This window comes from Providencia sp. TYF-12, assembly GCF_041344805.1.
In the GTDB taxonomy this organism is placed as follows: domain Bacteria; phylum Pseudomonadota; class Gammaproteobacteria; order Enterobacterales; family Enterobacteriaceae; genus Providencia; species Providencia huashanensis.
This window is the reverse complement of sequence record NZ_CP166833.1, coordinates 3,111,971-3,135,853: the sequence shown is the minus strand read 5'-3', so window position 1 is coordinate 3,135,853 and position 23,883 is coordinate 3,111,971. Positions and strand designations below refer to the sequence as shown.

Genomic DNA, 23,883 nt, shown 5'->3' with positions numbered 1-23,883 from the left:
AGATGGTTAAGGGGGGTAAATAGAAATGATATTTACCCCCTTTTTTATTTAAGGTAAATGCCATCTAATTCCCAGTGATGTGTCAGCTCCCTTATAATGATTAAGAAAGCAGTAAACGAGGTGTCTGTTGGTAAAGTTGTTGAGTTAATAGGGCTACCATTGATGACATTAACCAACTCGTTAAATGCACTTTCAATCTGCTGGGTAGTTAAAAAATATTCTGTATTACCAGTGTGTTGCCAAATGGCCTTTAGTTTATTATCTCTATTAATCAGAACAGGGTTATTTATAGAGAGTTGCTTTCTAGCAGGAATGACCGTGTTTTCAATTAATTCAATGGCTATTTCTGCTTCATAAGGTGTTATTGGTGAGTGTTGAAATTTAAACCCATTAATACTGTCGCTACCAATAGGTAAGGTAATTTTATTGGATAGAAAAGAGAGATTGGTTTCTTGAGGCGTAATTTCTAATTGAATCGCATTCATTATGAAACCCCCAGTGAATACTGTATGTCTAGTTATGCTACACTGATTATTTCAAACTGTAAAAACATTTAAATATTCTAGATAATATATTTGAGCTTAGTCATTTTAGCCAATTAACAGTAAGTTATAATAAAAAATTAGATATTGATATTTTAATAAAAGGATAGATTTTATGGTGACAATTATATATGCACACCCTTGGAAAGGGAGCATCTGCCAGTTTTTACTTGATAATATAACGAAAGGGTTAACCGAAAAAAAGAAAGATTATCAGGTAATTGACCTGCATAGAGATAAGTTTAACCCTGTGTTAGCAGAAGAAGAGCTCGCACTTTATTCCACCGGTAACTATATTGATCCTTTAGTTGGAAAATACCAAGAAATGTTGAAAAATAGCTCACAAGTTATTGTCATATTTCCTGTTTGGTGGATGGGAATGCCTGCAATTTTAAAAGGCTTTTTTGATAAAGTAATGCTTAACGGTTTTGCTTGGTATTATAACGAACAGCAGAAAAAATTATTACCTTTGCTAGACATCCCCAAAACTACTGTTGTCACGACATCAGAAGAAGCCACAAAATTTATTATTAAAGAGGGAGACCCTGTTAGTGATGCTATTTTTCATTGTATGACAGCGGTAGGTTTAAAAAATAGTAAATGGATGAATTGTGACTATGTAACCCAGGGAGGAAATGAACACCGCATGGCGTTTATAAATACAGTATTGAACGAAGTTTAATTATTTTAATATTAAATTTATTTATACTTTAATTCTATATAACGTGATTAAGTCTATTATCACGTTATGTTTTAAGGTTACGCAAATTCTGTAATAAAATAAAATATAATTTTGTTTTATTTGTAATTGTTTATCTTTAAGAATAAATAATGAAATTATGTGATAAATTAATTACTTTATCATTCATGATAGGGTGGTTTTATGTCTGAAGTTAGGATCATTGCAACGGTAATAGCAAAAGAAAACGAAGTTGCTTATGTTAGAGCCGCGGCAGAGTCAATTGTTAAGTCGAGCCATCAGGAAGAAGGTTGCCTTCAATATGAATTGCATCAGCTTCATGACAACTCTAATACATTTGTTTTCTTTGAGGTATGGCAGAGTCAAAAAGCCGTTGATAAGCATAATAATACACTGCACTTTAACGAGTTCATTAGTCAGGTAAAAGATAGGGTCGAACTGTTAGATGTGAAATTGATGAGTAAAATTGCCTAGGAGCACTATTATTTGCTATTTATCTTGAAAAGTAACATTTTAATAGTCTCACTGTAACTAAGTTCAGCAGTGTGGATGGCTTCAGGTGTGAATGAGGGAGCTTGATTTTTAGGGGATACTGATAGCGCTTCTCCATGAGTATAATCTATTAGGATATGCCCCCATTTCGTTGCTTCTATTTGAGATAAACCAAGTTTCATTAATTGTTGGGTGAGTATTTCGGTGATCCTTTTGGCTTGTTCTGGAAAAGCATTTGGGGAACTGAAAATAGCTAAGGTGATTTGCGGATAAAGGGTCACTTTTTGCCTGTAATGCAGTAATAGCGACTCGATTTGTTGGTAAAGGTCAGGCAAGTCAGGCAATTGAATATCTTGATAAAGCCTATTGGCAATAGCTTGTATTAAGGCATCTTTATCTGAAAAGTAATGATAGAGCGCCATCGGGTTGACGTTTATCTTTTTGGCCAGCATGCGCATAGATAGGTTATCAACCTTATTATCATCTAACATTTCAATAGCTTTAGTCACTATCAACTCTAAAGAGATAGTTTGCTGGTTAGCCGGCGGGCGGCCAGGCTTTTTATCTTTCACTTTAAAACCTCATATTTAGATTGCACAAAGCCGGAAGGGAAACTGCGTGTATGCAGGTGGTTGAGTAAAATATCGTGATTGAGGTCTCCAAATAATGGGCGCCCGCTCCCAAGTAGAATGGGGAGTTTAGTTATAATTAGGTCGCTAATCATACCCCTTTTTAAAAATGATTGAACCACTTGCCCTCCATCGATATAGACGTGTTGGCATCCTTCTAATTCCAGCATTTTCATCACATTTTCAGGGGATTGATCACTAAAACGAACTTTCCCCACTAAATGTTCAGGCACGGCTTGGTTGGTTAATGTAGAAGAAAGTACGACAACCGGAAGATTGTAAACCCAAGGTGTGATATGACTTAGTGTTTCGAAGGTGCCGCTTCCCATCACAATTGCATCTATTTGATTGATAAATTGGTCATAGCCATGATCCTCATTAGAAGTATCAATGCACCCAAGCCAATCTATTTGCCCATCTTTACGTGCGATGTAGCCATCTAAACTAGTGGCAATAAATACATGCCCCGTAATCATATTTGTTTCCCATTAATTAATTATACGGTGTATAATAATTGGTTCTATGGTGCAAGTCTAGTGGGTAAAATGCTTTTTAGGGGATGGGCTAAATTGACAAAATTTTTGCTGCTTATAAAATAGCGGAGATTGGTCATTAGACTCGTAAGCGTTTACGTTAACCAACGCATATAACTTTTGGTCACACGAATAGTTATATGCTTATGTGTGCCAGTAACCTTGGAGTTTTTTATGCCAAATCAAAGTCGTAATTATGTATTAGGTATTCCCAAATTACCTGCTCGTGCGATGATCTTTCTAGTTCCTTTCTTTTTATCCCTTGTAATGAGTGGGATCGTTTCCCTTATTAGTACTGTTAGAGCGCTAGGTTTTACTTCGGAAGTTTTCCCATCTTGGGTTAGCTCTTGGGGGATTTCTTGGATGATTGCCTTTCCAACGGTGTTCTTTGTATTACCTATCGCGAGACGAATCTCATTAATGTTAGTTAAATCCTCATAAAAGTATGTGTTTTTTTCATACAGTCAGTTGCTATTATAGAAGGGAAATCAGTAGCGCTAATTTTGAATGGGGTCTTATGTCGATAAAAATTATTGGTTTGTTTTTTATCACTGCACTAGCTGAAATTGCAGGCTGTTATTTCCCTTATCTCTGGATGAAAAAACAGGGAGGGCCTTGGCTATTAATCCCTACAGCCTTAAGTTTGATGCTATTTGTCTGGTTATTGACATTACATCCAGAAGCCAGTGGCCGAATTTATGCATCTTACGGTGGGATATATATTGTCACAGCGTTAGTATGGCTAAAAGTTGTCGATGGGGTCGCACTTTTGGTAACTGACTGGGTTGGGGCTTTCGTTGTGCTTATTGGCGCTGGTATCATTATTAGTGGCTGGGAGTAAAAAACAGATTATTATTTAGATAAAGTAATATCCCAAAAGAACGTCATTATTATTTCGCAAGTGAGTTCTCAATGAATTCACTTTTTCCATATTTAAACTATAAGCCTGCAAGAACCATAGATAGCCTAGTGCTGTTACCTCAAAAATACAGATAAGGTTGTCGTAAAACTGAGTTTTATTTTTATCTGGTGGCTTATTTATAAGACGGTTATTTTTTTTGTTTATTATTATTATTTAAGTATCTGTGGTGATGTTCGGTATTTTTTATCATTATTGTTTCATATTAGAACAATTAAATATTGGTTTTGTAAAAAGCTAGACTAAGCTTGGGTGTTTTTTAATTAATTGATTTTAAAGAGTTTCAAATGATTTATGCTTATTTCTGTCAATGTTTTTTCCACCAGTTTTATATGGTGATAATTTATTTTTCATGAAATTAAATAAATTTGGTTTTTGGTCAGTTGTGATGTATTTCCTGAATTAATTTTCTTCTATTTTTATTTTTTAAAATGCCAATGAAATGTATTTAACTAAAATATTTCAAAAAGTAACATTTGATCTAAGTCAATTTAACAATAATTACTCTATTGGTAGTATTTGTAATTGATGTTTAACTACTCAGTTAATATTAATTAAACTTTTATTTTCACTTTCATTGATTTTAGGCAATATCTAATCATATTAGGCTGCTATTCTCTCACCGATTTATACAAAAAATATAAAGAGGTTAGCAATGAACGTTAGTCGCAGAAAGTTTTTTAAAATCTGCGCTGGCGGGATGGCAGGTACAACTGTAGCTGCGTTAGGTTTTATGCCTGGAATGGCAATAGCTAATGTACGTGAATATAAATTACTACGCTCTAAAGAGACGCGTAACACTTGTACTTACTGTTCTGTCGGTTGTGGATTACTAATATATAGCATGGGCGATGGTGCCATGAATGCTAAGTCCGCGATATTCCATGTGGAAGGTGACTCCGACCACCCTGTAAACCGTGGTGCTTTATGCCCTAAAGGGGCTGGCCTGCTTGACTATATCCAGAGCGAAAATCGTTTACGTTATCCTGAATATAGAGCACCAGGCTCTGATAAATGGCAACGCATTAGCTGGGATGATGCTTTCACACGTATTGCCCGTTTAATGAAAGATGACCGCGATGCAAATTTCATTGAGAAAAACGCTGAGGGAGCAACCGTAAACCGTTGGTTATCAACAGGGATGCTTTGTGCATCTGCTGCAAGTAACGAAACAGGAATGTTGACCCAAAAATTCGCGAGATCGCTAGGTATGCTGGCGGTTGATAACCAAGCACGTGTCTGACACGGACCAACGGTAGCAAGTCTTGCTCCAACATTTGGTCGCGGTGCGATGACCAACCACTGGGTTGATATCAAAAATGCCGATGTCGTCGTCGTAATGGGCGGTAACGCTGCGGAAGCACACCCTGTTGGGTTCCGCTGGGCAATTGAAGCGAAAAATAATAACAATGCAACACTGATTGTGATCGACCCGCGTTTTACGCGTACGGCATCAGTGGCAGACCATTATGTTCCGATTCGTTCGGGTACCGATATTACATTCTTATCGGGCGTCTTGTTGTACCTGATTGAAAATAACAAAATAAACGCTGAATACGTTCAAAACTATACTAATGCGTCATTAATTGTTCGAGATGATTTTGACTTTGATGATGGCCTCTTTAGTGGCTATAACGCAGATACACGTAGTTATGATAAAACCAGCTGGAACTACAAATTTGATGAAAATGGTCATGCGTTACGCGATGACACATTACAAGACCCTCGTTGTGTGTGGAATCTGCTTCACAAGCACGTGTCACGCTATACACCTGAAATTGTTGAGCAAATTTGTGGTACATCAAAGGCTGATTTCTTAAAAGTCTGTGAAATCTTAGCAACCACGAGTGCTTCAGATAAAGCAGGGACTTTCTTATACGCCTTAGGTTGGACACAACATACGGTTGGTGCGCAAAATATTCGTACCATGGCAATGATCCAGTTACTACTTGGTAACATGGGGGTCGCTGGCGGTGGTGTTAATGCCTTACGTGGCCACTCAAATATTCAAGGTTTAACTGATCTAGGGTTATTATCGACCAGTCTGCCCGGCTATTTGACGTTGCCTTCAGAAAAACACCTGAATATTGATAGCTATCTGTCTGCTAATACACCAAAAGCAACCTTACCAAATCAAGTTAACTTTTGGAGTAACTACCCGAAATTCTTCGTCAGTTTAATGAAGTCTTTCTATGGTGATTCTGCACAAGCTGACAACCAATGGGGCTATGATTGGTTACCTAAATGGGACCAAGCTTATGATGTAATGAAGTATTTTGACATGATGAGCCGTAATGAGGTCACGGGTTATATTTGTCAAGGATTTAACCCTGTAGCGTCATTCCCAGATAAAAACAAAGTTGTTAGCTGCCTCAGTAAGTTGAAATATTTGATTGTTGTCGACCCGTTAGTCACTGAAACTGCTAATTTCTGGCAAAACCACGGTGAAATGAATGATGTCGATACAGCTTCGATTCAAACTGAAGTTTTCCGTCTACCATCAACGTGTTTTGCAGAAGAAGATGGCTCTATCGCGAACTCTGGTCGTTGGTTGCAATGGCACTGGCAGGCAGCGGATGCTCCAGGTGAAGCGCGTAATGATGGCCAAATCTTGACAGGAATTTTATACAAAATTCGTGAGTTGTATGAAAAAGAAGGCGGTCAAGGCCAAGATCCTCTGATGCAGATGAAATGGAATTATAAACAGCAATTCCACCCTGAATCAGAAGAAGTGGCAAAAGAAAATAACGGAGTTGCACTGGCTGATCTGTACGATGCCGACGGCAATTTACAAGCGAAAAAAGGTGAACTTCTTAGCTCATTTGCCTTATTACGTGCTGACGGTACAACAGCATCTTCTTGCTGGATATACACGGGCAGTTGGACTGAAAAAGGCAACCAGATGGCGAATCGCGACAATAGTGACCCGTCTGGCATTGGTAACACGTTAGGTTGGGCATGGGCGTGGCCGTTGAATCGTCGCGTTATTTATAACCGAGCATCTTGTGATACTAAAGGTAAGCCGTGGAATAAAGACCGTGTGCTAATTGAATGGAATGGCAAAAAATGGGTCGGTAATGATATTCCTGACTTTAATGCATCTGCACCAGAAGTCGGAACAGGTCCATTCATTATGCAACCAGAAGGGTTAGGGCGTTTATTTGCTATCGATAAGATGGCAGAAGGGCCATTCCCTGAGCACTATGAGCCTTTTGAAACGCCTCTTGGTACTAACCCATTACACCCGAATGTGGTTTCTAACCCTGCGGCACGGATCTTTGATGAGGACAAAAAACGTCTTGGCGACCACAAAGATTTCCCTTATGTCGGCACCACTTATCGTTTAACAGAGCACTTCCACACATGGACTAAGCATGCTTGCTTGAATGCGATTGCTCAGCCAGAGCAATTTGTTGAAATCAGCGAAACATTAGCGAAAGCCAAAGGAATTGCGTTAGGCGATAAGGTCAAAGTCAGTAGTAAACGTGGTTTTATCAAAGCCGTTGCGGTGGTAACGCCGAGATTACAAACCCTGATGGTGGACGGTAAACCAATTGAAACCGTTGGGTTACCTATTCACTGGGGCTTTGAAGGGGCTACGCAAAAAGGTTTTATCACCAATACGTTGACGCCATCTGTGGGGGACGCTAACTCTCAAACACCTGAGTATAAAGCGTTTTTAGTTAACATTGAGAAGGCGTAAGGGAGGGAACTATGTCCATGCAATCTCAAGACATTATTAAGCGTTCCGCGACCAATAGTATTACGCCTCCACCACAGGCGCGTGACGATAAATTTGAAGTTTGTAAGCTCATTGATGTGTCATCCTGTATAGGCTGTAAAGCTTGTCAGGTGGCATGTTCTGAATGGAATGATATTCGCGATGAAGTCGGGCATTGCGTTGGGGTTTATGATAACCCAACCGATCTTAGTGCAAAATCGTGGACGGTGATGCGTTTTAGTGAAACAAGCGAAAACGGTAAGCTGGAATGGCTAATCCGTAAAGATGGTTGTATGCACTGTGCAGACCCGGGTTGCCTAAAATCGTGCCCATCTGCGGGAGCGATCATTCAGTATTCAAATGGGATCGTTGATTTCCAATCGGAGCACTGTATTGGTTGTGGCTATTGTATTGCGGGTTGTCCTTTTAATGTACCACGCTTAAATCCTAAAGATAATCGTGTGTATAAATGTACTTTATGTGTTGATAGAGTTTCTGTCGGTCAAGAACCCGCTTGTGTGAAAACTTGCCCAACAGGTGCTATTCGCTTTGGTACGAAGAGGGAAATGCTGGAATACGGCGAAGAGCGTGTCACGAAATTAAAAAATCGAGGATATGCGCAAGCGGGGATTTACGATCCTGAAGGCGTGGGGGGAACTCACGTTGTTTATGTTCTTCATCATGCTGATAAACCGCAACTTTATCATGACTTACCGAAAGACCCACAAATTGATACTCCAATCAATCTGTGGCAGAGCGTCTTGAAACCACTTTCTGTTGCGGGCTTTATAGCCACCTTTGCAGGGTTAATTTTCCACTATGTGGGAATTGGACCGAACAAAGAAGTGAGTGATGATGAGGAGAAAGATGACCATGAGTAAAAAAAGCAAAATGATTGTGCGGACAAAGTTTATTGACCGCGCCTGTCACTGGACTGTTGTCATCAGCTTCTTTTTGGTTGCTTTGTCTGGTATCGCCTTATTTTTCCCAACACTGAAATGGTTGACGGAAACCTTTGGTACTCCACAAATGGGAAGAATTTTACACCCATTCTTTGGTGTACTGATATTCGTCGTATTGATGTTCATGTTTGTTCGTTTTGTGAAACACAATATTCCGGATAAGAAAGACCTTCCATGGATTAAAAATATTGTTGAAGTTCTCAAAGGTAATGAACATGAGGTGGCGGATGTAGGTAAGTATAATGCGGGGCAAAAAATGATGTTCTGGAGTATCATGAGTATGATTTTCGTACTACTGATCACTGGGATTATCATGTGGCGTCCTTATTTTGCTCATCTATTTCCTATGTGGATGGTTCGTTGGAGTATTTTGATCCACGCACTTTCCGCTATTATTCTAATCCACGCGATTCTAATCCATATGTATATGGCATTTTGGGTGAAAGGCTCAATTAATGGCATGATAGAAGGTAAGGTTAGCCGCCGCTGGGCGAGAAAACACCACCCTCGCTGGTATCGTGATGTTGAGGCGAAAGAAGCCAAAGCTGAAGCTGAAGGCAAAAAGTAATTTATTGTTAGATTAAGTCACATCAAGCCATCACTTTGTTTATACATTGTGGTGGCTTTTTTATTGGTTTTACCATGTTATTTATAGTTAAAATTAAATTCATGTAAAACCATTAGGTTGCAAGATGGCAAAATTTTAGTAAGGTAAAAATCGTCATATGACAAAGTGACTTGCCACCAATGATAACGAGAAAATATATGAGTATACAATCTGTTAGGGCATTTTTAGCGCAACATGCCCCCGATATTGACATTATAGAAACTGACACCCCAACAGCAACAGTGCAACAAGCGGCAATAGTACATAATGTTGAAGCAAACCAAATCGCAAAAACACTGTCACTTAAACTTAAAAATGAGGTCGTTTTAGTCGTGTGTGCAGGGGAAGCGCGGCTTGATAACCAAAAAGTAAAACAAGTATTGGGGGCAAAAGCGAGAATGTTACGAGCGGATGAGGTTGTAGACTCCACAAGCCATCCGGTTGGCGGTGTTTGCCCGTTTGGCTTGCCCCGAGACCTAGTTATTTACTGTGATATTTCACTACAACAATATAGCGAAGTGCTACCCGCTGCAGGGTCAGTGAATAGTGCTATACGTATTTCACCAACTCGTCTGTTAGAACTTGTCAAAGCATCATGGGTTGATATTTGCCAGTAATCAATCGTGAGCTGTTATGCGGTAAAGTACATGTTCTTGTAGCCAATGGCCATCAGGTAAGGCTGGGTGATAAAAATTATTTGGTTGTTTTATCATGCCTAGTCTTTTCATTACCAATTCTGATGGTGTATTAGGTACCGCAGTAAATGCAACTAGCTCGGCAATCTGTAATTGTTCGAAAGCTAATTGGATCACCGCTTTTGCCCCTTCAGTTGCCAAGCCTTGATGCCAGAATTCAGGTAATAAACGCCAGCCTATCTCAATGCAGGGAGAAAAAGGCAATGTTTTAGCCGGGGTGTTTAAACCAATAAACCCAATGAATTCATTGGTAGACTTCAATTCAACAGCCCATAACCCCCAGCCCCCTTGTTGGGAAAACTTATCGATGATTGTGGCCAGCATTTCGGTACTTTGCTGCTCGCTTAGCACTGAAGGGAAATAACGCATCACCTCTGGGTGGCTGTTCATCAGTGTAAATGGCAGTTTATCTTTTTCTTGCCACATTCTTAGGAGTAAGCGAGGGGTTTCTAACTCAATAATTTTCATGGTTATTGTGCCACAGGGTTAAGGCGCATATGTAGAATAGGATATGGGTTTCCTTCTCCATCTAATTCAGAACGAGCATATTGTGTAAAACCCATATGCTGATAAAAACCAATGGCTTGAGGATTTTGTTCGTTAACGTCTAGCTCTGTAATACCCAGAGTGTCAATTGCATATTGCAGTAGCTTTTTCCCCGTACCTTGGCCTCTGTTTTCTGGCGAAATAAACAGCATTTCGAGACGATGCTCATCACAGCCCAGAAAACCAATCATATTGCCTAGGTCATCAAATGTGACAAATACAGCTAAATTAGGTAAGTAAATGTCTTTAATTGCCACTTTTAATTCAGCAATTTTTTCTTCGGGTAAAAAGTGATGTGTGGCTCTAACAGATGACTCCCAAACACGAATAATTTCATTATCGTGTGCACGTGTGGCGGTTTGGACTATCATTATATTTACTCCTTATATTTATGGGGTGATCTTAATTATCCAATATGGTATGTCAATGACCTTTTTAATTTTGGTTAAGGTTGTTTTTGAGATATTTATCGCAGAAAAAAAAGCTAACTAATTCATTATTAGATGAGTCGTAATATTGGGCGTGAAGTCTGGGCGTCTGACTTTTTTATAGGGTACTTTTTCATTTTTTTGATTGGATCTTAGGGGTATATTTAATGAAATATAAATTGCTAACATTCTGTTTATCTGCCGCATTATTCACACCTATCGCGCCAGCGCTAGCCAATACAGACAACCAAACTGATATGGTTTTAGACCAAGTTTTAGTGCTTAGTCGCCATAACTTACGAACACCAATTGTTAACACAGGCGTTCTTACTGAGATTACCGATAAAAAATGGCCTGCTTGGGATGCACATAGTGGTTATCTCACCACCAAAGGTGGGGCTTTAGAAGTGTATATGGGGCATTATTTTCGGGAATGGATAGACCAAAACAAATTATTAGCGGATGAGCTATGCCCAACCAGCAGTGAGGATATTTACCTTTATACTAACAGCCTACAAAGAACCATAGCGACAGCCCAATTTTTCGCTGCGGGTGCTTTCCCCGGTTGTAAAGTGAATATCCACCACCAACCTGAAATTGGTAAAATGGACCCCGTATTTAACCCTATTATTACCAACGGAAGCCCAGAGTTCAAACAAAAAGCACTCTCAGCAATGGATGATTATTTGAATGGTTTATCGCTGAAAGCCGGCTATGAAGAGCTTGATACCGTTTTGAACATTAAAGATTCCCAGAAATGTAAAACGGATAAATTATGTAATTTAAATAGCCAGAAAAATAGTTTTATTATTGAAGAAAATAAAGAGCCTGGGGTTAGCGGTCCATTAAAAATGGCCAATTCAGCTGTAGATGCTATCGACCTGCAATATTATGAAGGTTTCCCTGCTGATGAAGTCGCTTGGGGCATGGTCAATTCGCCAGAAAAATGGCAAAAATTAAACACATTAAAAAATGCTTATCAAGAGACGCTGTTTACACCAAAATTGATTGCTAAGAATGTTGCACACCCAATATTAAATTACATTGATAAAGGTTTTGTGTCAGTTGATAAGGGCGAAACTGCAAAATTTATTTTCTTAGTCGGCCACGATTCAAATATTGCGTCGTTGATGTCAGCGATGGATTTTAAACCTTATCAATTACCTCAGCAGTATGAACATACGCCGATTGGTGGGAAATTAGTCTTTCAGCGTTGGACTGATAAACAGGCTAATAAAGATTTTATGAAAGTAGAATATGTTTATCAAACGGCTGATCAACTGAGAGATAATGCTTACTTGTCTCTGCAAACACCACCACAACATGTCACGTTGGAGCTAAAAGGTTGCCCTATTGATAAAAATGGATATTGCTCATGGGAAGACTTCCAAAAAGTCATGGCAATGGCACTAGAGCAATAATGGGTTAATTGCTATGCTAATAGCCCATTCTATTGAGTGGGCTATTGTTTTAATATGATATTTAAATTATGTTCAAAACCGCTAATCAATTTTTCGCTGACTGTATAATATGAGTAATAACTAGGTAACTATGTTGATAGAGTTTCGTAAGTTAAGTCAAATCTGCACCGCAGATATTATTGCATTGAATACCCATCCATTAGTTTTAAAACATATGCCACTGGGTAATAACCAATTTGATGAGGCATTTTGTCGCGATTGGGTTGCTGGCAAAGAGCAACATTGGGGTCAACATGGCTATGGTGTGTGGGCAATCATGATTGATGAGCAATTTGCAGGGTGGGGTGGTTTACAAAATGAAGCCGGTGATGCGGATTTGGCTTTAGTGTTACATCCTGATTTCTGGGGAGCAGGGAAATACTTGGTGGAGCGCATGATAAATAAAGCATTTACGTCACTTAATGTTGACTCTGTAACGATCCACTTACCTTTAACTCGCTTGAAATTATCAGCAATTTTGCGCTATGGTTTTGTTGAAGAGGCACTCGTAGATTTTGATGGGGTACCCTTCAAGCGTTTTCGCTTAAATAAAAGCTAAGTAAATGACATAAAAAAATCCCTGCTATAAAAGCAGGGAGTGAAAAAAATCACGAAAATGTTTATGAGCCTTTAATGTACCCTAAATAGGTCTTAAATAGTCTGATAAAGTGTATGCCTTTATTGTTTTTTGTAACAATCATTAAAGCTAAACTTTTCATTTGTAAAATGAGCTGACCTAGCTATATATATATTATTAGTCTTTATTATCGGACGACTAATACGCTTGTCTTAGCATAACGCACTACAGATGCGGCATTAGAGCCTAATAAGTAGGTTGACATGCTCGGGCGACGTGAGCCGAGTAAAATAATATCAGCGTTGATATCTTCAGCAACGGCAATAATTTCATCTTTAACAGAGCCAATAGTCGCTTTTGCATGCACTTTATCTGCAGGAACCGAGAACAATTTAATTTTTTCTTTCAATTCAGCAAGGATAAGCTCAGCTTGTTTTGCATCATCTGGAAAATCACCTGGTAAAATGGTGCCACCATAACGTAAATAGTTAGAGATTGGTGCAGTTACAGCAAGAAAGTGTACCGTCGCATTATTTAATTTCTGTAGCGAATTAACATGGGGTACTAATAGGTTGGTGAGTGCGTCTTCGGTTACATCGATCGGAACTAAAATTGTATTGTACATATATTCTCCTTTTTTCTTTTATATTATAAGTTTAGAACATTATCATATATTTTGATATTGATTATCCATAAATTAATAATAACGAACTTTAAAGTTAAAGGTTGTGAGCAAGTAGTCGCAATACATTTTTTATGGGGAAAAGAAAAAGGAAAAGGCTCGGCACCCTCATTTTGAGTATTGAGTTTGCCAAGCCAGAGGGAGTTCGTGAACAGTATAAATTATTTCTTGTTACAGGCTTCTTTCAACCCTGCTTTACAAGCTTGTGCTAGATAATCCGCGGCGGCTTTTTCATCTATCTCAGTGCCTTCACCATTGTTTAGCATTTTACCAATTTGGTATTGGGCAGGTGGGAACTTTTTATCAGCCGATTTTTTAAACCATTCAAAGGCGGTAATATAGTTTTGCTTTACACCAATACCTTGGTAGTAAAATTGCCCCATATAATTTTGAGCTTCAACGTTACCTTTATTAGCTGATTTTTCAAATAAATCCATCGCTGTTTCAAGGTTTTCCTCAACGCCGTTTCCATTTAAATACATATCGCCCAAAAATAGTTGTGCGTCAGAGTTACCTTTATTTGATGCCATAGTTAGCCATTTTTTGGCTTTTCCATAATCTTGTTTGAGTTCATTACCAAGGTAATAGCCGATGCCAAGCATAACTTGTGCTTTAATATCGCCTTTTTGAGCTTCTTGCTCAATTCTTTTAATTGTCTCTTTAGGGACCGCAGCGACGCTATGGTTTATGGAGAAGGTAAATAAAAGAATAAGTGAGAGAATTCTAAGCATAATTTTATATCTTATATGTGTAATGTTCATTTTTATTATCAAAAAGCGATGGTAATCTGTATCTTTTATTGCTGAAAGTTAACAATGCGGAACATCTTTTTAAAGAAAAACCTAGGCTACTACCAATAATACAATAAAGTTAAACTCAATGGATATACGCATTTTTTAGGTAATGAATATCTCTGGATACTCTACGACTATAACTAAAAAATATCAATATCTAATGGTAATTACAACTTATTAGAGTATAAAAACAAGGTCTTTTAGTAACGGGATGTGTTTATTGTAACAAGATACTAATAATAATTAAATTGTCTTAATAAGTATGTTTTGACTTAGATGCTAGTCATATATTGTATATATGAGAAGTGGGGAAGAGGTTAAGTTTATTAAACATATTTAGATTATTATGCCAGAAAGCTGTTATTTTTAACTTAAAAATAGACACTGACAATAATTAAAAGTATTCGAAAGTAATTAACACATAATGAGTGACATATGCGGTATTAAAAAGGCGTAAATAAAAGTAGGTACATCTACGCCTTTTAGCGAAAGAAAAACAAGCCTTTCTTCACGAGGTTAAAGGGTTATTCCCCAAATAGTGGGGTAGGCTTACCGTTGTCATCAATAGCGACATTTACACCTATGACAACAAAAGACAACTTTAGTCATTTTATTTATACAAGTGGTTGTTATTTAATGATTTAATAAAATCCCCATTGACAAGTTAAGACAGGTTAAGCCACCATAAGACATACTTAATGTGTCCACCAGTGTGTCCATCAAAACTGGATGACAATTGTAAAAATGGGGCAACAATGGCAATAACAGATACATTTTTGCGAATAAATCAGGGCAAAAAACAATCATCGGTTATCGAAAAATCAGATCGTGACGGTTTGTGGGTGCGCATTTCTAAAAATGGCGTGGTGTCTTTTTTCTATCGATACCGATTTCTAGGTAAGCAGGATAAGATGACTATTGGGAAATACCCTGTAATGTCACTCAAAGAAGCCAGATCTAAAGTTTTGCACTGGTCAAAGGTTCTAAGTGAGGGGCAAAACCCAAAACTGGTTCAGTCCTTGGAAATTGAAACTATCAATAAGAATAGCTCATTTGAAGACTTATATCGACAGTGGCATGAGATGCATTTTGAAGGGAAGGTAAGTTCAGTGAACGTATTGAGAACTTTTGAAATACACGTATTCCCTAAGTTAGGTAAGTATTCACCAGAGCAGTTAACTACAAAAATATGGGTTTCTTATTTAGATGGAATGTCTAAAAAGTACTCAGAAATCACGAAGCGCATTTTAAATAACTCAGCTGAATGTTATGAGTGGGCTAGAAAGCGGAATATGATAGCTCTAAACCCGCTATTAAATCTTAGCCCTAAAGATTTCGGTGTTAAAAAGGGGCAAGGTTCACGCACGTTAGACGACTCAGAAATTTACTACATTTTAAAAGCTAGCAAAGAATCAAGAATGGAAGAGAAAAACGCTTTGTTTGTGTTTTTATGCCTTTACTATGGCTGTCGTGTTGGTGAGCTTCGATTAGCCAAAAAAAGCGATTTTGACTTCAATAAAATGATATGGGTAGTTCCTGCAGAGAACCACAAGACAGGAGGCTCAACAGGAATGCCATTAATAAGACCAATAATAGAAAACTCTGTTCCTGCTATACAAAGGCTTATCGAGTTAGCTGATAGTGAAGTAATTTTTAACTCAGGAACGGATGTTATATCTTTTAATTTTCACCTATCATTTCCTAAAAATCTTATTCGATACTGCAAAAGAAGTTATGATGTAATCATCCCTCATTTTTCTATGCATGACCTAAGACGTACCGCTAGAACGAATTTCTCAGAATTAACCGCGCCCCATGTCGCAGAAACAATGTTAGGTCATAAATTACCCGGGGTATGGGGTGTTTATGATAAATACAGCTATATGAATGAGATGAGAGAGGCTTATAAAAAGTGGTGGGATAAATTGGAGTTAATAACGAAATTCGCCCCAAGTTAGGGGCGTTATTTTCATTTGCGGCTCGCTTTACTTAGTTCCGAATCTTTCGTTTGCCATTCTAAAACTTTATATTTAAACCATCTATTTTCAGATCCTTGATAGCTACAGTCAGGTTCGGGAAATGGTAATACTGCACGCTTTCTTCTTCTGTCTAGCGTTCTTGACGAAATTCGTAGATGTTCACATACATCTTTAGTGGTCATATATGCATTATCAAGGGTCACTTATCACCTCCCTTCACATATCCATTCTTCAGTATTGCCGCTGCAACTTCAGCTGGAGTTCCTAGCCACATAGCATCATCGATAATGGCGTTTAGATTTCCATAGCTGAGGTCTTCAACTGTTTTTGGCCATACATTTTGCGGGACGCCATAATAAACACAATCGGCTATCTGGCTGGTGGTCATTTGAATGATTTCCTCAGTGGTGAAATTCATTCTCTGATAACCAGCATCCCAAACAGCCTCAGTTACATCACCCGGATCACCACCTGCATTTTTAATGATGCTGACGAGATTGAAATCAAGCGTTGTCATTAGCTTCACCTCGTAGTTCGACCAATACGTCATGAGCAGAGTTAATTTCTGGTGGACAACATCCTATCGTTGGCACTAAAACGCCTTCATTATACCGCTCAAGCAACTGTTCTAATGCCAGAGTGGCGAGCTCAATGAGGTGCTTGATATTTACATTTCTGGCTCTTTCCTCCTCGAGGGCCATAGCGGTGTAATACAAAACCTCAAGTGGTAACCTATCCATAGCATCATCAGGATGAACTTCGTCTAGGTCAGCAATGCAACCTTTGCGGACGTCTCGCCAATCATTAGATCCGTTAGTAACGTGAACCGCTACGCTATTTTCATGATTTTTATGTATGTTCACTAAAACAACAGGGTTCTCAATTTTGCTCATCACTCACCTTCCTTGCTCGTTTTTTCTTTTTGGTGATCGGGATTAACTTTGGCTCAACAACTTGTGGCGCTGGCGGTAGAGGAGGGCATACACCCATCCTGATATAACAGCGTTGTCTGATCCCGTGAATAATTCGAGCAGTCCAATCGCAGCCGTCATCCACATAGTGAGTAACCCGAACGATCACATCATCGTAATCAACCATTTCATGTTCAGTATTATCTTGTTCAATCACTTGCTTGCCTCCTTGCTAATAACTTTATAGGCATGTAATACATGATTTGCCTTACCGTAAATCGTTGTTACTCGAAAAAAGAAACCTATTGATGATTCATGAACCGGCGCACGAAGTAGGGCCATATCAATTAAGCGGTTTAGCTTCCTGCGTTCGGTAATGAAAGATAGGATTGCTACTTTGGCTGTATTACCTGTTTCGCTGGCGATATATTCAATTTTCATTGTTCCACCGTCCTTAGTGCATAGTTGGCATTGCAGGGAAACCACCTTCTGATTCCAGTGCACGGATATAATCATCGTGAAGAATGCAAAGACCTTCGCGTCCTTTGGCTGATAGACGAGGACCGTGTTCTAGTGAGATATCAAGAAAATCGATATACACTCGGACAGTAAAGTCAGCCCATAATGCTTTCCCGACCGTTTCAACCATGATCCGTTCTAAGTTTTCACTTAGAGCAAGACGCAGAGGAGCAGGGTAAATACTCAGTGACGATTTGCCATTGCTATAGATGGTCGCTAAATCAATGCCGCCGCTACCATTTGGCACCTCAATAGTGCCGTTTTTCTCTTGTTGTTCGCGGATAAAGCAAGCCACTACCACCCAGCGCCAAACTGAAACACGTTGTTCAGGTGTTAGGGTGTCTGGTTCATCAGCTAACTTACCCATCACGGCAGCAGCCAAATACAAGCCTTTTATTAACTCTTTATCGTAGTGACCACATTCAAGCGCCTTAACTGCGTCAGAATAAGAAATCAAAGTGCCATCGTCGGCAATAACGCCGTTACCTGCATCAGTAAAATAAGCCATTATTTAGCCTCCGGTGTGTAGATAGCTTTGTCGTGTGAAAACTCACCGTTCCATGTCTTTTTCATTGGAAGCTCACCTTTCATATAGAGCTGATATAAGCGGTGGCAACCTTTTTCTAATAAGACTGGCGTCACTTTTATAAATTCTTCCATGCCATGAGGAGTGACTTTGGTTTCTTCCTCTGTGAGATATTTATCCCGAGCGTATGAAGCAACTCGCCACTTAGGAGACTTCGCAAGATCACGGCGTGAGTTATAAACCCAGTTTCGCTTTGAAGCCCACCACATCATTTTGTTAACATTTACACCATTAAGCGCCTTGCAAAATGAGGTGATCGTTATGCCTTTGCTGAAATGTTTACCTAGGCTTTCCACTGTCGCGTTGAGATGTTTATTTTCAAGCTGGAAAGCTTCTGCGCGTTCTTCAGCTTCAATTACCATCAGTGCAAGCTGTTTTCGACTCACCTCAGTCGGTGCAGGGCGAAAGTAAGCATCTTCCATTTTTTCAAAGAAAGACCAGGCCTCGTCACTATCGACAATTTTCGACATGCGGGCAGCACCTTTTTCGGTCCATAGCGTCAACGACGTTGTATGTTTATTAACCGAGTAAATATCCTTTACTTGGTTACGAAACGAACGTAATGAGTCACTTTTGAGTGTGATGATATGAACTCCCTCAACAAAACGATCACGATTATTTGAAAGGTTCATGCGGATGTTGGCCTCATCAACACCATAACCAGCCGCTAATGTTTCCGTGGTGACAACTCGGACACCTTTCCATTCAATAACGGGCAGTGCGTTAGCATCTATTGTGATTAATTCGCTCATAATTAAACCTTCTTAATATCAATTTTTAACTTTTTGGCTAATCGGCGCTGTTGTCTATTTAGTGGCATTCGAATGTCATCGCCGTTTCTTTCAAATTGGGATAAGTGTTTGCAGACATTGGCATAATCTTTAACTTCATTTCTTTCTAAACTAAGCCCTTGAGCAATAGTCATACCTGCAATTCCCTGTTGAGTTCTGCTGCGTTTTCTTTTGCTCATAAATAACTCTCCGTCACTTTAATTTTTGCTTTAGATAAACAACGGTCAGTTGCTTGGCTGCTTATTTTCTGCTGATCACTTAACGCGCCATTTACTGGCGGTTTGGCAATGTAAAAAGCTTTGTTATATTGCTCAGCGGCACGTCGATATAACTTTCTATCTTCAAGTGACTTGCCAGTATTCATATAATGTTCAAAGTTACTCACAGCTCATCTCCGAAGTTTTATTAATATTGGCTTCCAGTAATTCGGCTTCTTTTTTACTTTTGATTTTTTCCCTTGCTTTTTTATTACGTTCTTTTTGTTGTTCTTCATATTCAATTGCGCGAGTTAATAAAGAATTACGCAGTGAGTTGTGCTCTATTCGATATTCAGCCCACCGCAAGTCTTTTTCTGTTCTGGCTAAATATTTAGCCTGACCCCACAATATGGATGCTTCTAAATAATCACCGGCTTGTTCTGCTTTTGCTGCCTGTTGTGCAATACTTAAATAACTTGGCTTCATTTATTCATTTCCTTTTGATGTAAATGTTCAGCAATGAGTAAAGTAATATCACTAATGAACTCTTTGCCTTCGTCGGTTAGCTTTCCGTATTTATTGTAAAAACTATCGTAGACTTTGATTATTTGCTGGTCGGTTGCTCCTGCTTCTTTACGGCAGATGTTATTTTCGTATAAATTGATTAATGATTGCTTTAATATCTCAGCATCTAAATCAACTCGGAATTTAATACTATCTACAGTTCGCTCGAATGTTGAAGCTTTCTTTTTACTTTTTAGATAATCAAAGATTGCATCAATAAAATGTTTTCTTCTTTTGTCTAATAAAGTTAATTTTTCCATTTTCTTATTCCTGAATTTAGATAAGGGGATTCCCTCAGCATTGACGCTGATTTGAATTTAAATTTGTTTTTTAATTATTTATTGGTTATTGCTTCTTGAAGTCTGCCGTATTTTATTACCGCATCTTCCTTTGCTTCTTCGAATCTTGTGTTTGCTTTTTGCCATTCCTTTTCTAACTGTAAAATATGCTTTTCTTTTTTAAGCTTCTGTTTTAAATCTCGATATATTTCAGCCTGTCTATCTATATACTCTGGCAGCATGGCACCGCGCTTAAAGGTAGGAGTACCATCAGGCAACTGTGTTTTAATGTCTGGTTCGTTAGTTGGCTTGCCTAGCTTACTGAACTCATCACTAGCAAGGATGTGTGCATATTTATTGATAGCGGCATCTTCAGTGAAATAGCTTTTATTGCATGGCTGAACAAAATAAACCTCACGAGTAATGACCTGAATGTCGTGACCTGTTGTTATTTCTATAGGCTTTGCTTTGTTTGTCATTTTAATTTTCCTTAATAAGAGCGTCTAAACCATTGAGTGTTTTACTTAATGTATTTGCCATTAAATCTAATTGTGCATATAGCGTTGGGGTGTCTGGTTCATTTTCGTATATGTCACTTTTAAGTTGATGTAGAGAAAGCTCGACATTATTAATATCCCCAATAGCACCATGTAACTTATTTTCTGATAACTTACTATTTTGATTGGGGGGGGCAGAACGCCGTTTAATTTCCTCACTAGAATAATAAACATTATCATCTAATGCTTTAGCAATAATGATTGACTCTTGAATCAATAAACCTATTTTACACAGAACATCTTTTGATAAGGGGTCATTGTCACTACATGAAGAATCAAATAATAAGGTGCCAATTGCTCCAACTCCTTCAATTAATGCTTCTGATGTCATTTCGTTACTAATAGAAATTCCACTAAGTTGCTCGATTGAGTAGTTTTTGAAATCGTTTATTTTTATCGTATCGCTAGTTTTCATTTTTACTTCCCAAGATTAATTTTAATTAATGACTCATGGGCGCGAATCACTGATAATAAGGCTACAGCCAAAGTATTTAGGGTGTTTTCATTATCAATAAATCCTGAATCTAAAATTAAATTAATAATGGCCTTTGCGTAGGTTAATTCAGTGTTAGCTGCATCTCTTAATTGAATATTGTCATTCACTATTCTTTCTCCAAAATATTATCGACCTCAGTTTCACATTGAGCGATTAATTGATTGGCTATATGTTTTTCGCTGTTGTCTCTATTTAGATATTGAGCGGCAATTAAAAACGCTTTCACTCGGTTAAACACATCCATACATTCACTAACTTGTACTTTGGGGGGGGGCTGTTTTATTCATGTCCATTATCCCGTTGTGCATTTTCTTCAATTAACCAACCTGCTACAGGGTTTGATAGTTCGTAGGCTAATTCAATTAAACTATCAATGATGGTTTCTCCAGTTGTCATTCCATTTAGCTGAATTAATACAGCATTTAATTGGACGCTTTTTTTTGCGGCGACACTTAATTTAATTTCGTGTGACATGTCACGCTCCTATAGGTGTTTGTGATGCCAGTGATAAAACATAATCACGAATAAGCTGTAATTTTGCTGATTTCAAATCCGTTGCATAAACTTTTTTGCGTTCACCTTTAGCTTGTGGATCACTACGCTTTACAGCAAAGAAACAGAACTTAAACAGACCTGTACGGATATCAGGTTTAAGTGTATTGGTATTTGACGCATAATGTATAATCGGCACTTTTTAAACCTTACTATTGGCGTGAAAAATTAAATGAAGTCATCTCACCTTCACCGTAGCGTAACCAATCAGCACTAACACCTAATATTTGAGCAATTTTCCCGCAGCGGGCAATACCAGATTCTTTTGATTTGCCTGTCACCAGTGCACTAACCGTTCCTTGTGATACACCTATTAAGCCCGCCAAGGTTGCTTGTGTCATTCCAGAATGATCAAGAGCTAAGCGCAAGCGCGAAGCAAAAGAGTTTTGGTGTGATATTTCTGGTTTATCAATTTTGGCTACTTCATTTACTTTTTTTGTAAGCCCTACATAAACCTCTGCCGAATATCGCTTTGCAAGATCAATAATGGCAACACCTATCTCGCTAATTTCTTCATTTGTAGTGCTGGATAAAAGAAGCCCTGCTTCCAACATGATTTCTATGTTATTTAAGGCGTCACAAGGATTTAACGGAAAACCTAAAAAATTGTTCATGTTACCCTCTCTGATTATCGCTTTTCCGATTTTTAGAATATCACTTTTTCATTGTGTGTCAATCGGTTTTCCGATTTATTTTATTTGAATAAAGGAGGGCGGGATGGAAGGCAATAAAAAACCCGCCTTGTCAGCGGGTTTGTGGGGTTTTGATGTGCTATGCGAAGCGTCTTAATTTCATTGGCCAGCTTACTATGACTTTGCCATCAATAAAAAGCTGTTCTTCTTCTGACTCATCAATTTTCCATTCTTTGTAGGCTGGATTATCAGACAAAACAATAAGATAATTTTTTATTTTTTGAAGTCGCTTGATGTGTGATGAACCCCCGAATGTAAATGCATAAACCCCATCACCTTCAAACTTTTTCACTGTCACATCAATAAAAACTAAATCTTCAGGATCTATCGTCCCTTGCATGCTATCACCCTGCGCATTAATTGCTTTCATAGATGATGCAGGTCTGCCACCAAAAATACTTAGTGCAAACTCAGGTTCTAAAGATATAGACCTTATGATGTCTGGAAAGTCAGAGTTATAACTACCAGGTCCACAACTGTACTCTATGTCCATAAGGTCAACAGTATATGAATCATTGGTAGTTAAATTATTATCATTAGTATCTGTAAGGTGTTCTACAGAGTATTGCTCACTTGGTAGCATGGGACCTTCACCAGAAGCTAGCCATTCAGCACGCACGCCCAAAACCTTAGCTATTTCTACAGTTTTTCTTGAGCCGCCAGCTTTGTTGAGTAATTGATTGATACTCGACTGAGCCATGCCCACGGCTTTAGCTAGTGCGAATTGTGTGTAGCCTGCTCTTTGCATAGCAGTATTTAGCCTATCTGAAAAGCTCATTTTTTCCCCTCCGAAACTAAGCATTGATTCTATCGCTTTTCCGATAAAAAGCAATTAAAAATAGGAATATCTATGGACAAACGGTTTTCCGATTTATATCATGTTAAGAATAGGAGAACCGATAATGAAAAATAAGCATATCGAGAAAGCGATTTCTCTAATTGGCAGTCAACAACTACTGGCAAAGAAGTGCGGCAGGGCTCAACCCACTATTTGTGACTGGTTGCACGGGAAAAGTAAGGTTCCAGTTGAGTGTGTCTTGAGAATAGTTTCAGCAACGGGAAATAAGGTTAAGGCACATGAAATTCGCCCTGACTTACCTGATTTGTTTCCTCATCCAGACAGTGGGCTATATGCACCAGATACACAACATACCGATGCCTAAGCATTACTTTCCTGATGACGCTAAGTGGATTCAGGAAATGTTATTGCCACTGTCACCGAGTGCGAGAAATAGGGCGCTGGTGGCTTATTCCGAAGTGTATCAGGAGCATTGGGAGTTAGAGCTCGTTTCATATCGCAAAGACAACAAAGCGAGACATGAAGCGAACTCAAGGTTAAGGCAGTACGTGAGACGTTATTCGAAGGCAATGCAAGGTTATACCTCGGCGCCGTTGTTGGTTGGTCAGTAATTTCATTAAGGGAGTATTCAGGGGTTAAGACGTTTAGCCGTCTAGACTGTTTTCTGGGGAAGAG

At 38.6% G+C, this 23,883-nt stretch carries 39 protein-coding genes; 13 read left to right on the top strand and 26 right to left on the bottom strand.

Features of this window, described 5'->3' with window-relative positions:
* Positions 1-44: 44 nt before the first annotated feature.
* The gene (locus tag ABE954_RS14480; protein WP_208325144.1) at positions 45-485 is read right to left on the bottom strand and encodes a hypothetical protein; all 441 of its coding nucleotides are present in this window, start codon (positions 483-485) and stop codon (positions 45-47) included.
* 172 nt (positions 486-657) lie between these two features.
* Between ABE954_RS14480 and ABE954_RS14475 the strand changes: the two genes are divergently transcribed.
* Positions 658-1,224 (top strand): NAD(P)H-dependent oxidoreductase, encoded by a 567-nt coding sequence (locus ABE954_RS14475; RefSeq protein ID WP_371025523.1) that lies wholly within the window; start codon positions 658-660, stop codon positions 1,222-1,224.
* A 201-nt stretch (positions 1,225-1,425) separates the two neighbouring features.
* Complete coding sequence (locus ABE954_RS14470; RefSeq protein ID WP_272656357.1) at positions 1,426-1,716, top strand: putative quinol monooxygenase; 291 nt, start codon at positions 1,426-1,428, stop codon at positions 1,714-1,716.
* Positions 1,717-1,724: 8 nt separating this feature from the next.
* On the opposite strand, the gene ABE954_RS14465 is transcribed toward ABE954_RS14470, so the two are convergent.
* Positions 1,725-2,306, bottom strand: a complete 582-nt coding sequence (locus tag ABE954_RS14465; RefSeq protein WP_052219432.1) for a TetR/AcrR family transcriptional regulator — start codon at positions 2,304-2,306, stop codon at positions 1,725-1,727.
* Positions 2,303-2,839 (bottom strand): dihydrofolate reductase family protein, encoded by a 537-nt coding sequence (locus ABE954_RS14460; RefSeq protein WP_042848007.1) that lies wholly within the window; start codon positions 2,837-2,839, stop codon positions 2,303-2,305. The genes ABE954_RS14465 and ABE954_RS14460 overlap by 4 nt, the downstream gene beginning before the upstream one ends.
* A gap of 231 nt (positions 2,840-3,070) precedes the next feature.
* Here ABE954_RS14460 and ABE954_RS14455 point away from each other — a divergent pair, with 231 nt between their 5' ends.
* The 6 genes from ABE954_RS14455 to ABE954_RS14430 all read left to right on the top strand — a co-directional run bounded on the left by ABE954_RS14455 (position 3,071) and on the right by ABE954_RS14430 (position 9,722).
* Positions 3,071-3,337, top strand: a complete 267-nt coding sequence (locus ABE954_RS14455) for a DUF2798 domain-containing protein (RefSeq protein ID WP_042848005.1) — start codon at positions 3,071-3,073, stop codon at positions 3,335-3,337.
* 76 nt (positions 3,338-3,413) lie between these two features.
* Positions 3,414-3,737 (top strand): YnfA family protein, encoded by a 324-nt coding sequence (locus tag ABE954_RS14450; RefSeq protein WP_048606649.1) that lies wholly within the window; start codon positions 3,414-3,416, stop codon positions 3,735-3,737.
* A 733-nt stretch (positions 3,738-4,470) separates the two neighbouring features.
* Positions 4,471-7,518 (top strand): formate dehydrogenase-N subunit alpha, encoded by a 3,048-nt coding sequence (fdnG, locus tag ABE954_RS14445; RefSeq protein ID WP_371025522.1) that lies wholly within the window; start codon positions 4,471-4,473, stop codon positions 7,516-7,518.
* Between the two features lie 11 nt (positions 7,519-7,529).
* Complete coding sequence (gene fdxH / locus ABE954_RS14440) at positions 7,530-8,417, top strand: formate dehydrogenase subunit beta (protein WP_164975524.1); 888 nt, start codon at positions 7,530-7,532, stop codon at positions 8,415-8,417.
* Positions 8,410-9,066, top strand: coding sequence for a formate dehydrogenase-N subunit gamma (gene fdnI, locus ABE954_RS14435; protein WP_042848077.1), 657 nt, complete (start codon positions 8,410-8,412; stop codon positions 9,064-9,066). Before fdxH ends, fdnI begins: the two co-directional genes overlap by 8 nt.
* 197 nt (positions 9,067-9,263) lie before the next feature.
* The gene (locus tag ABE954_RS14430; RefSeq protein ID WP_042847995.1) at positions 9,264-9,722 is read left to right on the top strand and encodes a YbaK/EbsC family protein; all 459 of its coding nucleotides are present in this window, start codon (positions 9,264-9,266) and stop codon (positions 9,720-9,722) included.
* Here the strand turns inward: ABE954_RS14430 and ABE954_RS14425 are convergent, their stop codons facing one another.
* Together ABE954_RS14425 and ABE954_RS14420 are read right to left on the bottom strand one after the other, a co-directional pair.
* Complete coding sequence (locus ABE954_RS14425; RefSeq protein ID WP_080750926.1) at positions 9,723-10,268, bottom strand: GNAT family N-acetyltransferase; 546 nt, start codon at positions 10,266-10,268, stop codon at positions 9,723-9,725.
* 2 nt (positions 10,269-10,270) lie between these two features.
* Positions 10,271-10,717 (bottom strand): GNAT family N-acetyltransferase, encoded by a 447-nt coding sequence (locus ABE954_RS14420; protein WP_042847992.1) that lies wholly within the window; start codon positions 10,715-10,717, stop codon positions 10,271-10,273.
* 224 nt (positions 10,718-10,941) lie between these two features.
* On the opposite strand from ABE954_RS14420, the gene agp reads away from it, so the two are divergent.
* Together agp and ABE954_RS14410 are read left to right on the top strand one after the other, a co-directional pair.
* Positions 10,942-12,195 carry a bifunctional glucose-1-phosphatase/inositol phosphatase gene (agp, locus tag ABE954_RS14415; protein ID WP_042847990.1) on the top strand — a complete coding sequence of 418 codons (1,254 nt, stop codon included), beginning with the start codon at positions 10,942-10,944 and terminating at the stop codon, positions 12,193-12,195.
* Positions 12,196-12,325: 130 nt separating this feature from the next.
* Entirely contained in the window at positions 12,326-12,793 is a 468-nt protein-coding gene (locus ABE954_RS14410; protein ID WP_240133559.1) for a GNAT family N-acetyltransferase, read from the top strand.
* A gap of 205 nt (positions 12,794-12,998) precedes the next feature.
* Here the strand turns inward: ABE954_RS14410 and ABE954_RS14405 are convergent, their stop codons facing one another.
* Positions 12,999-13,436: a universal stress protein gene (locus tag ABE954_RS14405; protein ID WP_042847987.1), complete on the bottom strand. Its 438-nt coding sequence runs from the start codon at positions 13,434-13,436 to the stop codon at positions 12,999-13,001.
* Between the two features lie 218 nt (positions 13,437-13,654).
* Positions 13,655-14,224 carry a tetratricopeptide repeat protein gene (locus ABE954_RS14400; protein ID WP_042847984.1) on the bottom strand — a complete coding sequence of 190 codons (570 nt, stop codon included), beginning with the start codon at positions 14,222-14,224 and terminating at the stop codon, positions 13,655-13,657.
* 818 nt (positions 14,225-15,042) lie between these two features.
* Between ABE954_RS14400 and ABE954_RS14395 the strand changes: the two genes are divergently transcribed.
* On the top strand, positions 15,043-16,245 hold the full coding sequence (locus tag ABE954_RS14395) for a tyrosine-type recombinase/integrase (RefSeq protein ID WP_371025521.1): 1,203 nt from the start codon (positions 15,043-15,045) through the stop codon (positions 16,243-16,245).
* A gap of 11 nt (positions 16,246-16,256) precedes the next feature.
* Here the strand turns inward: ABE954_RS14395 and xis are convergent, their stop codons facing one another.
* The 19 genes from xis to ABE954_RS14300 form a co-directional block, all read right to left on the bottom strand.
* Complete coding sequence (gene xis / locus ABE954_RS14390) at positions 16,257-16,448, bottom strand: excisionase Xis (RefSeq protein WP_105881218.1); 192 nt, start codon at positions 16,446-16,448, stop codon at positions 16,257-16,259.
* A 17-nt stretch (positions 16,449-16,465) separates the two neighbouring features.
* Positions 16,466-16,783, bottom strand: coding sequence for a hypothetical protein (locus tag ABE954_RS14385; protein WP_105880973.1), 318 nt, complete (start codon positions 16,781-16,783; stop codon positions 16,466-16,468).
* Complete coding sequence (locus tag ABE954_RS14380; protein ID WP_222959833.1) at positions 16,770-17,159, bottom strand: hypothetical protein; 390 nt, start codon at positions 17,157-17,159, stop codon at positions 16,770-16,772. Before ABE954_RS14380 ends, ABE954_RS14385 begins: the two co-directional genes overlap by 14 nt.
* The gene (locus tag ABE954_RS14375) at positions 17,146-17,394 is read right to left on the bottom strand and encodes a hypothetical protein (RefSeq protein WP_371025520.1); all 249 of its coding nucleotides are present in this window, start codon (positions 17,392-17,394) and stop codon (positions 17,146-17,148) included. Before ABE954_RS14375 ends, ABE954_RS14380 begins: the two co-directional genes overlap by 14 nt.
* Positions 17,391-17,618 (bottom strand): hypothetical protein, encoded by a 228-nt coding sequence (locus tag ABE954_RS14370; RefSeq protein WP_371025519.1) that lies wholly within the window; start codon positions 17,616-17,618, stop codon positions 17,391-17,393. The genes ABE954_RS14375 and ABE954_RS14370 overlap by 4 nt, the downstream gene beginning before the upstream one ends.
* A gap of 13 nt (positions 17,619-17,631) precedes the next feature.
* The gene (locus ABE954_RS14365) at positions 17,632-18,204 is read right to left on the bottom strand and encodes a hypothetical protein (protein ID WP_094960995.1); all 573 of its coding nucleotides are present in this window, start codon (positions 18,202-18,204) and stop codon (positions 17,632-17,634) included.
* Positions 18,204-19,034 carry an ORF6N domain-containing protein gene (locus ABE954_RS14360; RefSeq protein WP_371025518.1) on the bottom strand — a complete coding sequence of 277 codons (831 nt, stop codon included), beginning with the start codon at positions 19,032-19,034 and terminating at the stop codon, positions 18,204-18,206. Before ABE954_RS14360 ends, ABE954_RS14365 begins: the two co-directional genes overlap by 1 nt.
* Before the next feature lie 2 nt (positions 19,035-19,036).
* Positions 19,037-19,252 (bottom strand): hypothetical protein, encoded by a 216-nt coding sequence (locus tag ABE954_RS14355; protein ID WP_105880979.1) that lies wholly within the window; start codon positions 19,250-19,252, stop codon positions 19,037-19,039.
* Entirely contained in the window at positions 19,249-19,458 is a 210-nt protein-coding gene (locus ABE954_RS14350; RefSeq protein ID WP_225832880.1) for a hypothetical protein, read from the bottom strand. Before ABE954_RS14350 ends, ABE954_RS14355 begins: the two co-directional genes overlap by 4 nt.
* The gene (locus ABE954_RS14345) at positions 19,451-19,756 is read right to left on the bottom strand and encodes an ANR family transcriptional regulator (RefSeq protein WP_210831705.1); all 306 of its coding nucleotides are present in this window, start codon (positions 19,754-19,756) and stop codon (positions 19,451-19,453) included. The genes ABE954_RS14350 and ABE954_RS14345 overlap by 8 nt, the downstream gene beginning before the upstream one ends.
* Positions 19,753-20,094 (bottom strand): hypothetical protein, encoded by a 342-nt coding sequence (locus tag ABE954_RS14340; protein ID WP_371025517.1) that lies wholly within the window; start codon positions 20,092-20,094, stop codon positions 19,753-19,755. Before ABE954_RS14340 ends, ABE954_RS14345 begins: the two co-directional genes overlap by 4 nt.
* Before the next feature lie 74 nt (positions 20,095-20,168).
* The gene (locus ABE954_RS14335) at positions 20,169-20,591 is read right to left on the bottom strand and encodes a hypothetical protein (protein ID WP_371025516.1); all 423 of its coding nucleotides are present in this window, start codon (positions 20,589-20,591) and stop codon (positions 20,169-20,171) included.
* Position 20,592: 1 nt separating this feature from the next.
* Positions 20,593-21,084: a hypothetical protein gene (locus ABE954_RS14330; protein WP_371025515.1), complete on the bottom strand. Its 492-nt coding sequence runs from the start codon at positions 21,082-21,084 to the stop codon at positions 20,593-20,595.
* A 2-nt stretch (positions 21,085-21,086) separates the two neighbouring features.
* Positions 21,087-21,272, bottom strand: a complete 186-nt coding sequence (locus ABE954_RS14325) for a hypothetical protein (RefSeq protein ID WP_154633109.1) — start codon at positions 21,270-21,272, stop codon at positions 21,087-21,089.
* Complete coding sequence (locus ABE954_RS14320; protein ID WP_371025514.1) at positions 21,272-21,409, bottom strand: hypothetical protein; 138 nt, start codon at positions 21,407-21,409, stop codon at positions 21,272-21,274. The genes ABE954_RS14325 and ABE954_RS14320 overlap by 1 nt, the downstream gene beginning before the upstream one ends.
* 35 nt (positions 21,410-21,444) lie before the next feature.
* Entirely contained in the window at positions 21,445-21,639 is a 195-nt protein-coding gene (locus ABE954_RS14315; protein WP_154633108.1) for a hypothetical protein, read from the bottom strand.
* Between the two features lies 1 nt (position 21,640).
* Positions 21,641-21,856, bottom strand: a complete 216-nt coding sequence (locus tag ABE954_RS14310) for a host cell division inhibitor Icd-like protein (protein WP_371025513.1) — start codon at positions 21,854-21,856, stop codon at positions 21,641-21,643.
* 13 nt (positions 21,857-21,869) lie between these two features.
* Positions 21,870-22,331, bottom strand: a complete 462-nt coding sequence (locus ABE954_RS14305) for a helix-turn-helix domain-containing protein (protein ID WP_166685811.1) — start codon at positions 22,329-22,331, stop codon at positions 21,870-21,872.
* 157 nt (positions 22,332-22,488) lie between these two features.
* On the bottom strand, positions 22,489-23,187 hold the full coding sequence (locus ABE954_RS14300) for a helix-turn-helix transcriptional regulator (RefSeq protein ID WP_166685810.1): 699 nt from the start codon (positions 23,185-23,187) through the stop codon (positions 22,489-22,491).
* Positions 23,188-23,311: 124 nt separating this feature from the next.
* Between ABE954_RS14300 and ABE954_RS14295 the strand changes: the two genes are divergently transcribed.
* Both ABE954_RS14295 and ABE954_RS14290 read left to right on the top strand, forming a co-directional pair.
* Positions 23,312-23,572: a helix-turn-helix domain-containing protein gene (locus tag ABE954_RS14295; RefSeq protein ID WP_166685809.1), complete on the top strand. Its 261-nt coding sequence runs from the start codon at positions 23,312-23,314 to the stop codon at positions 23,570-23,572.
* Positions 23,541-23,819: a hypothetical protein gene (locus ABE954_RS14290; RefSeq protein WP_371025512.1), complete on the top strand. Its 279-nt coding sequence runs from the start codon at positions 23,541-23,543 to the stop codon at positions 23,817-23,819. The genes ABE954_RS14295 and ABE954_RS14290 overlap by 32 nt, the downstream gene beginning before the upstream one ends.
* The last annotated feature ends 64 nt before the right edge of the window (positions 23,820-23,883 follow it).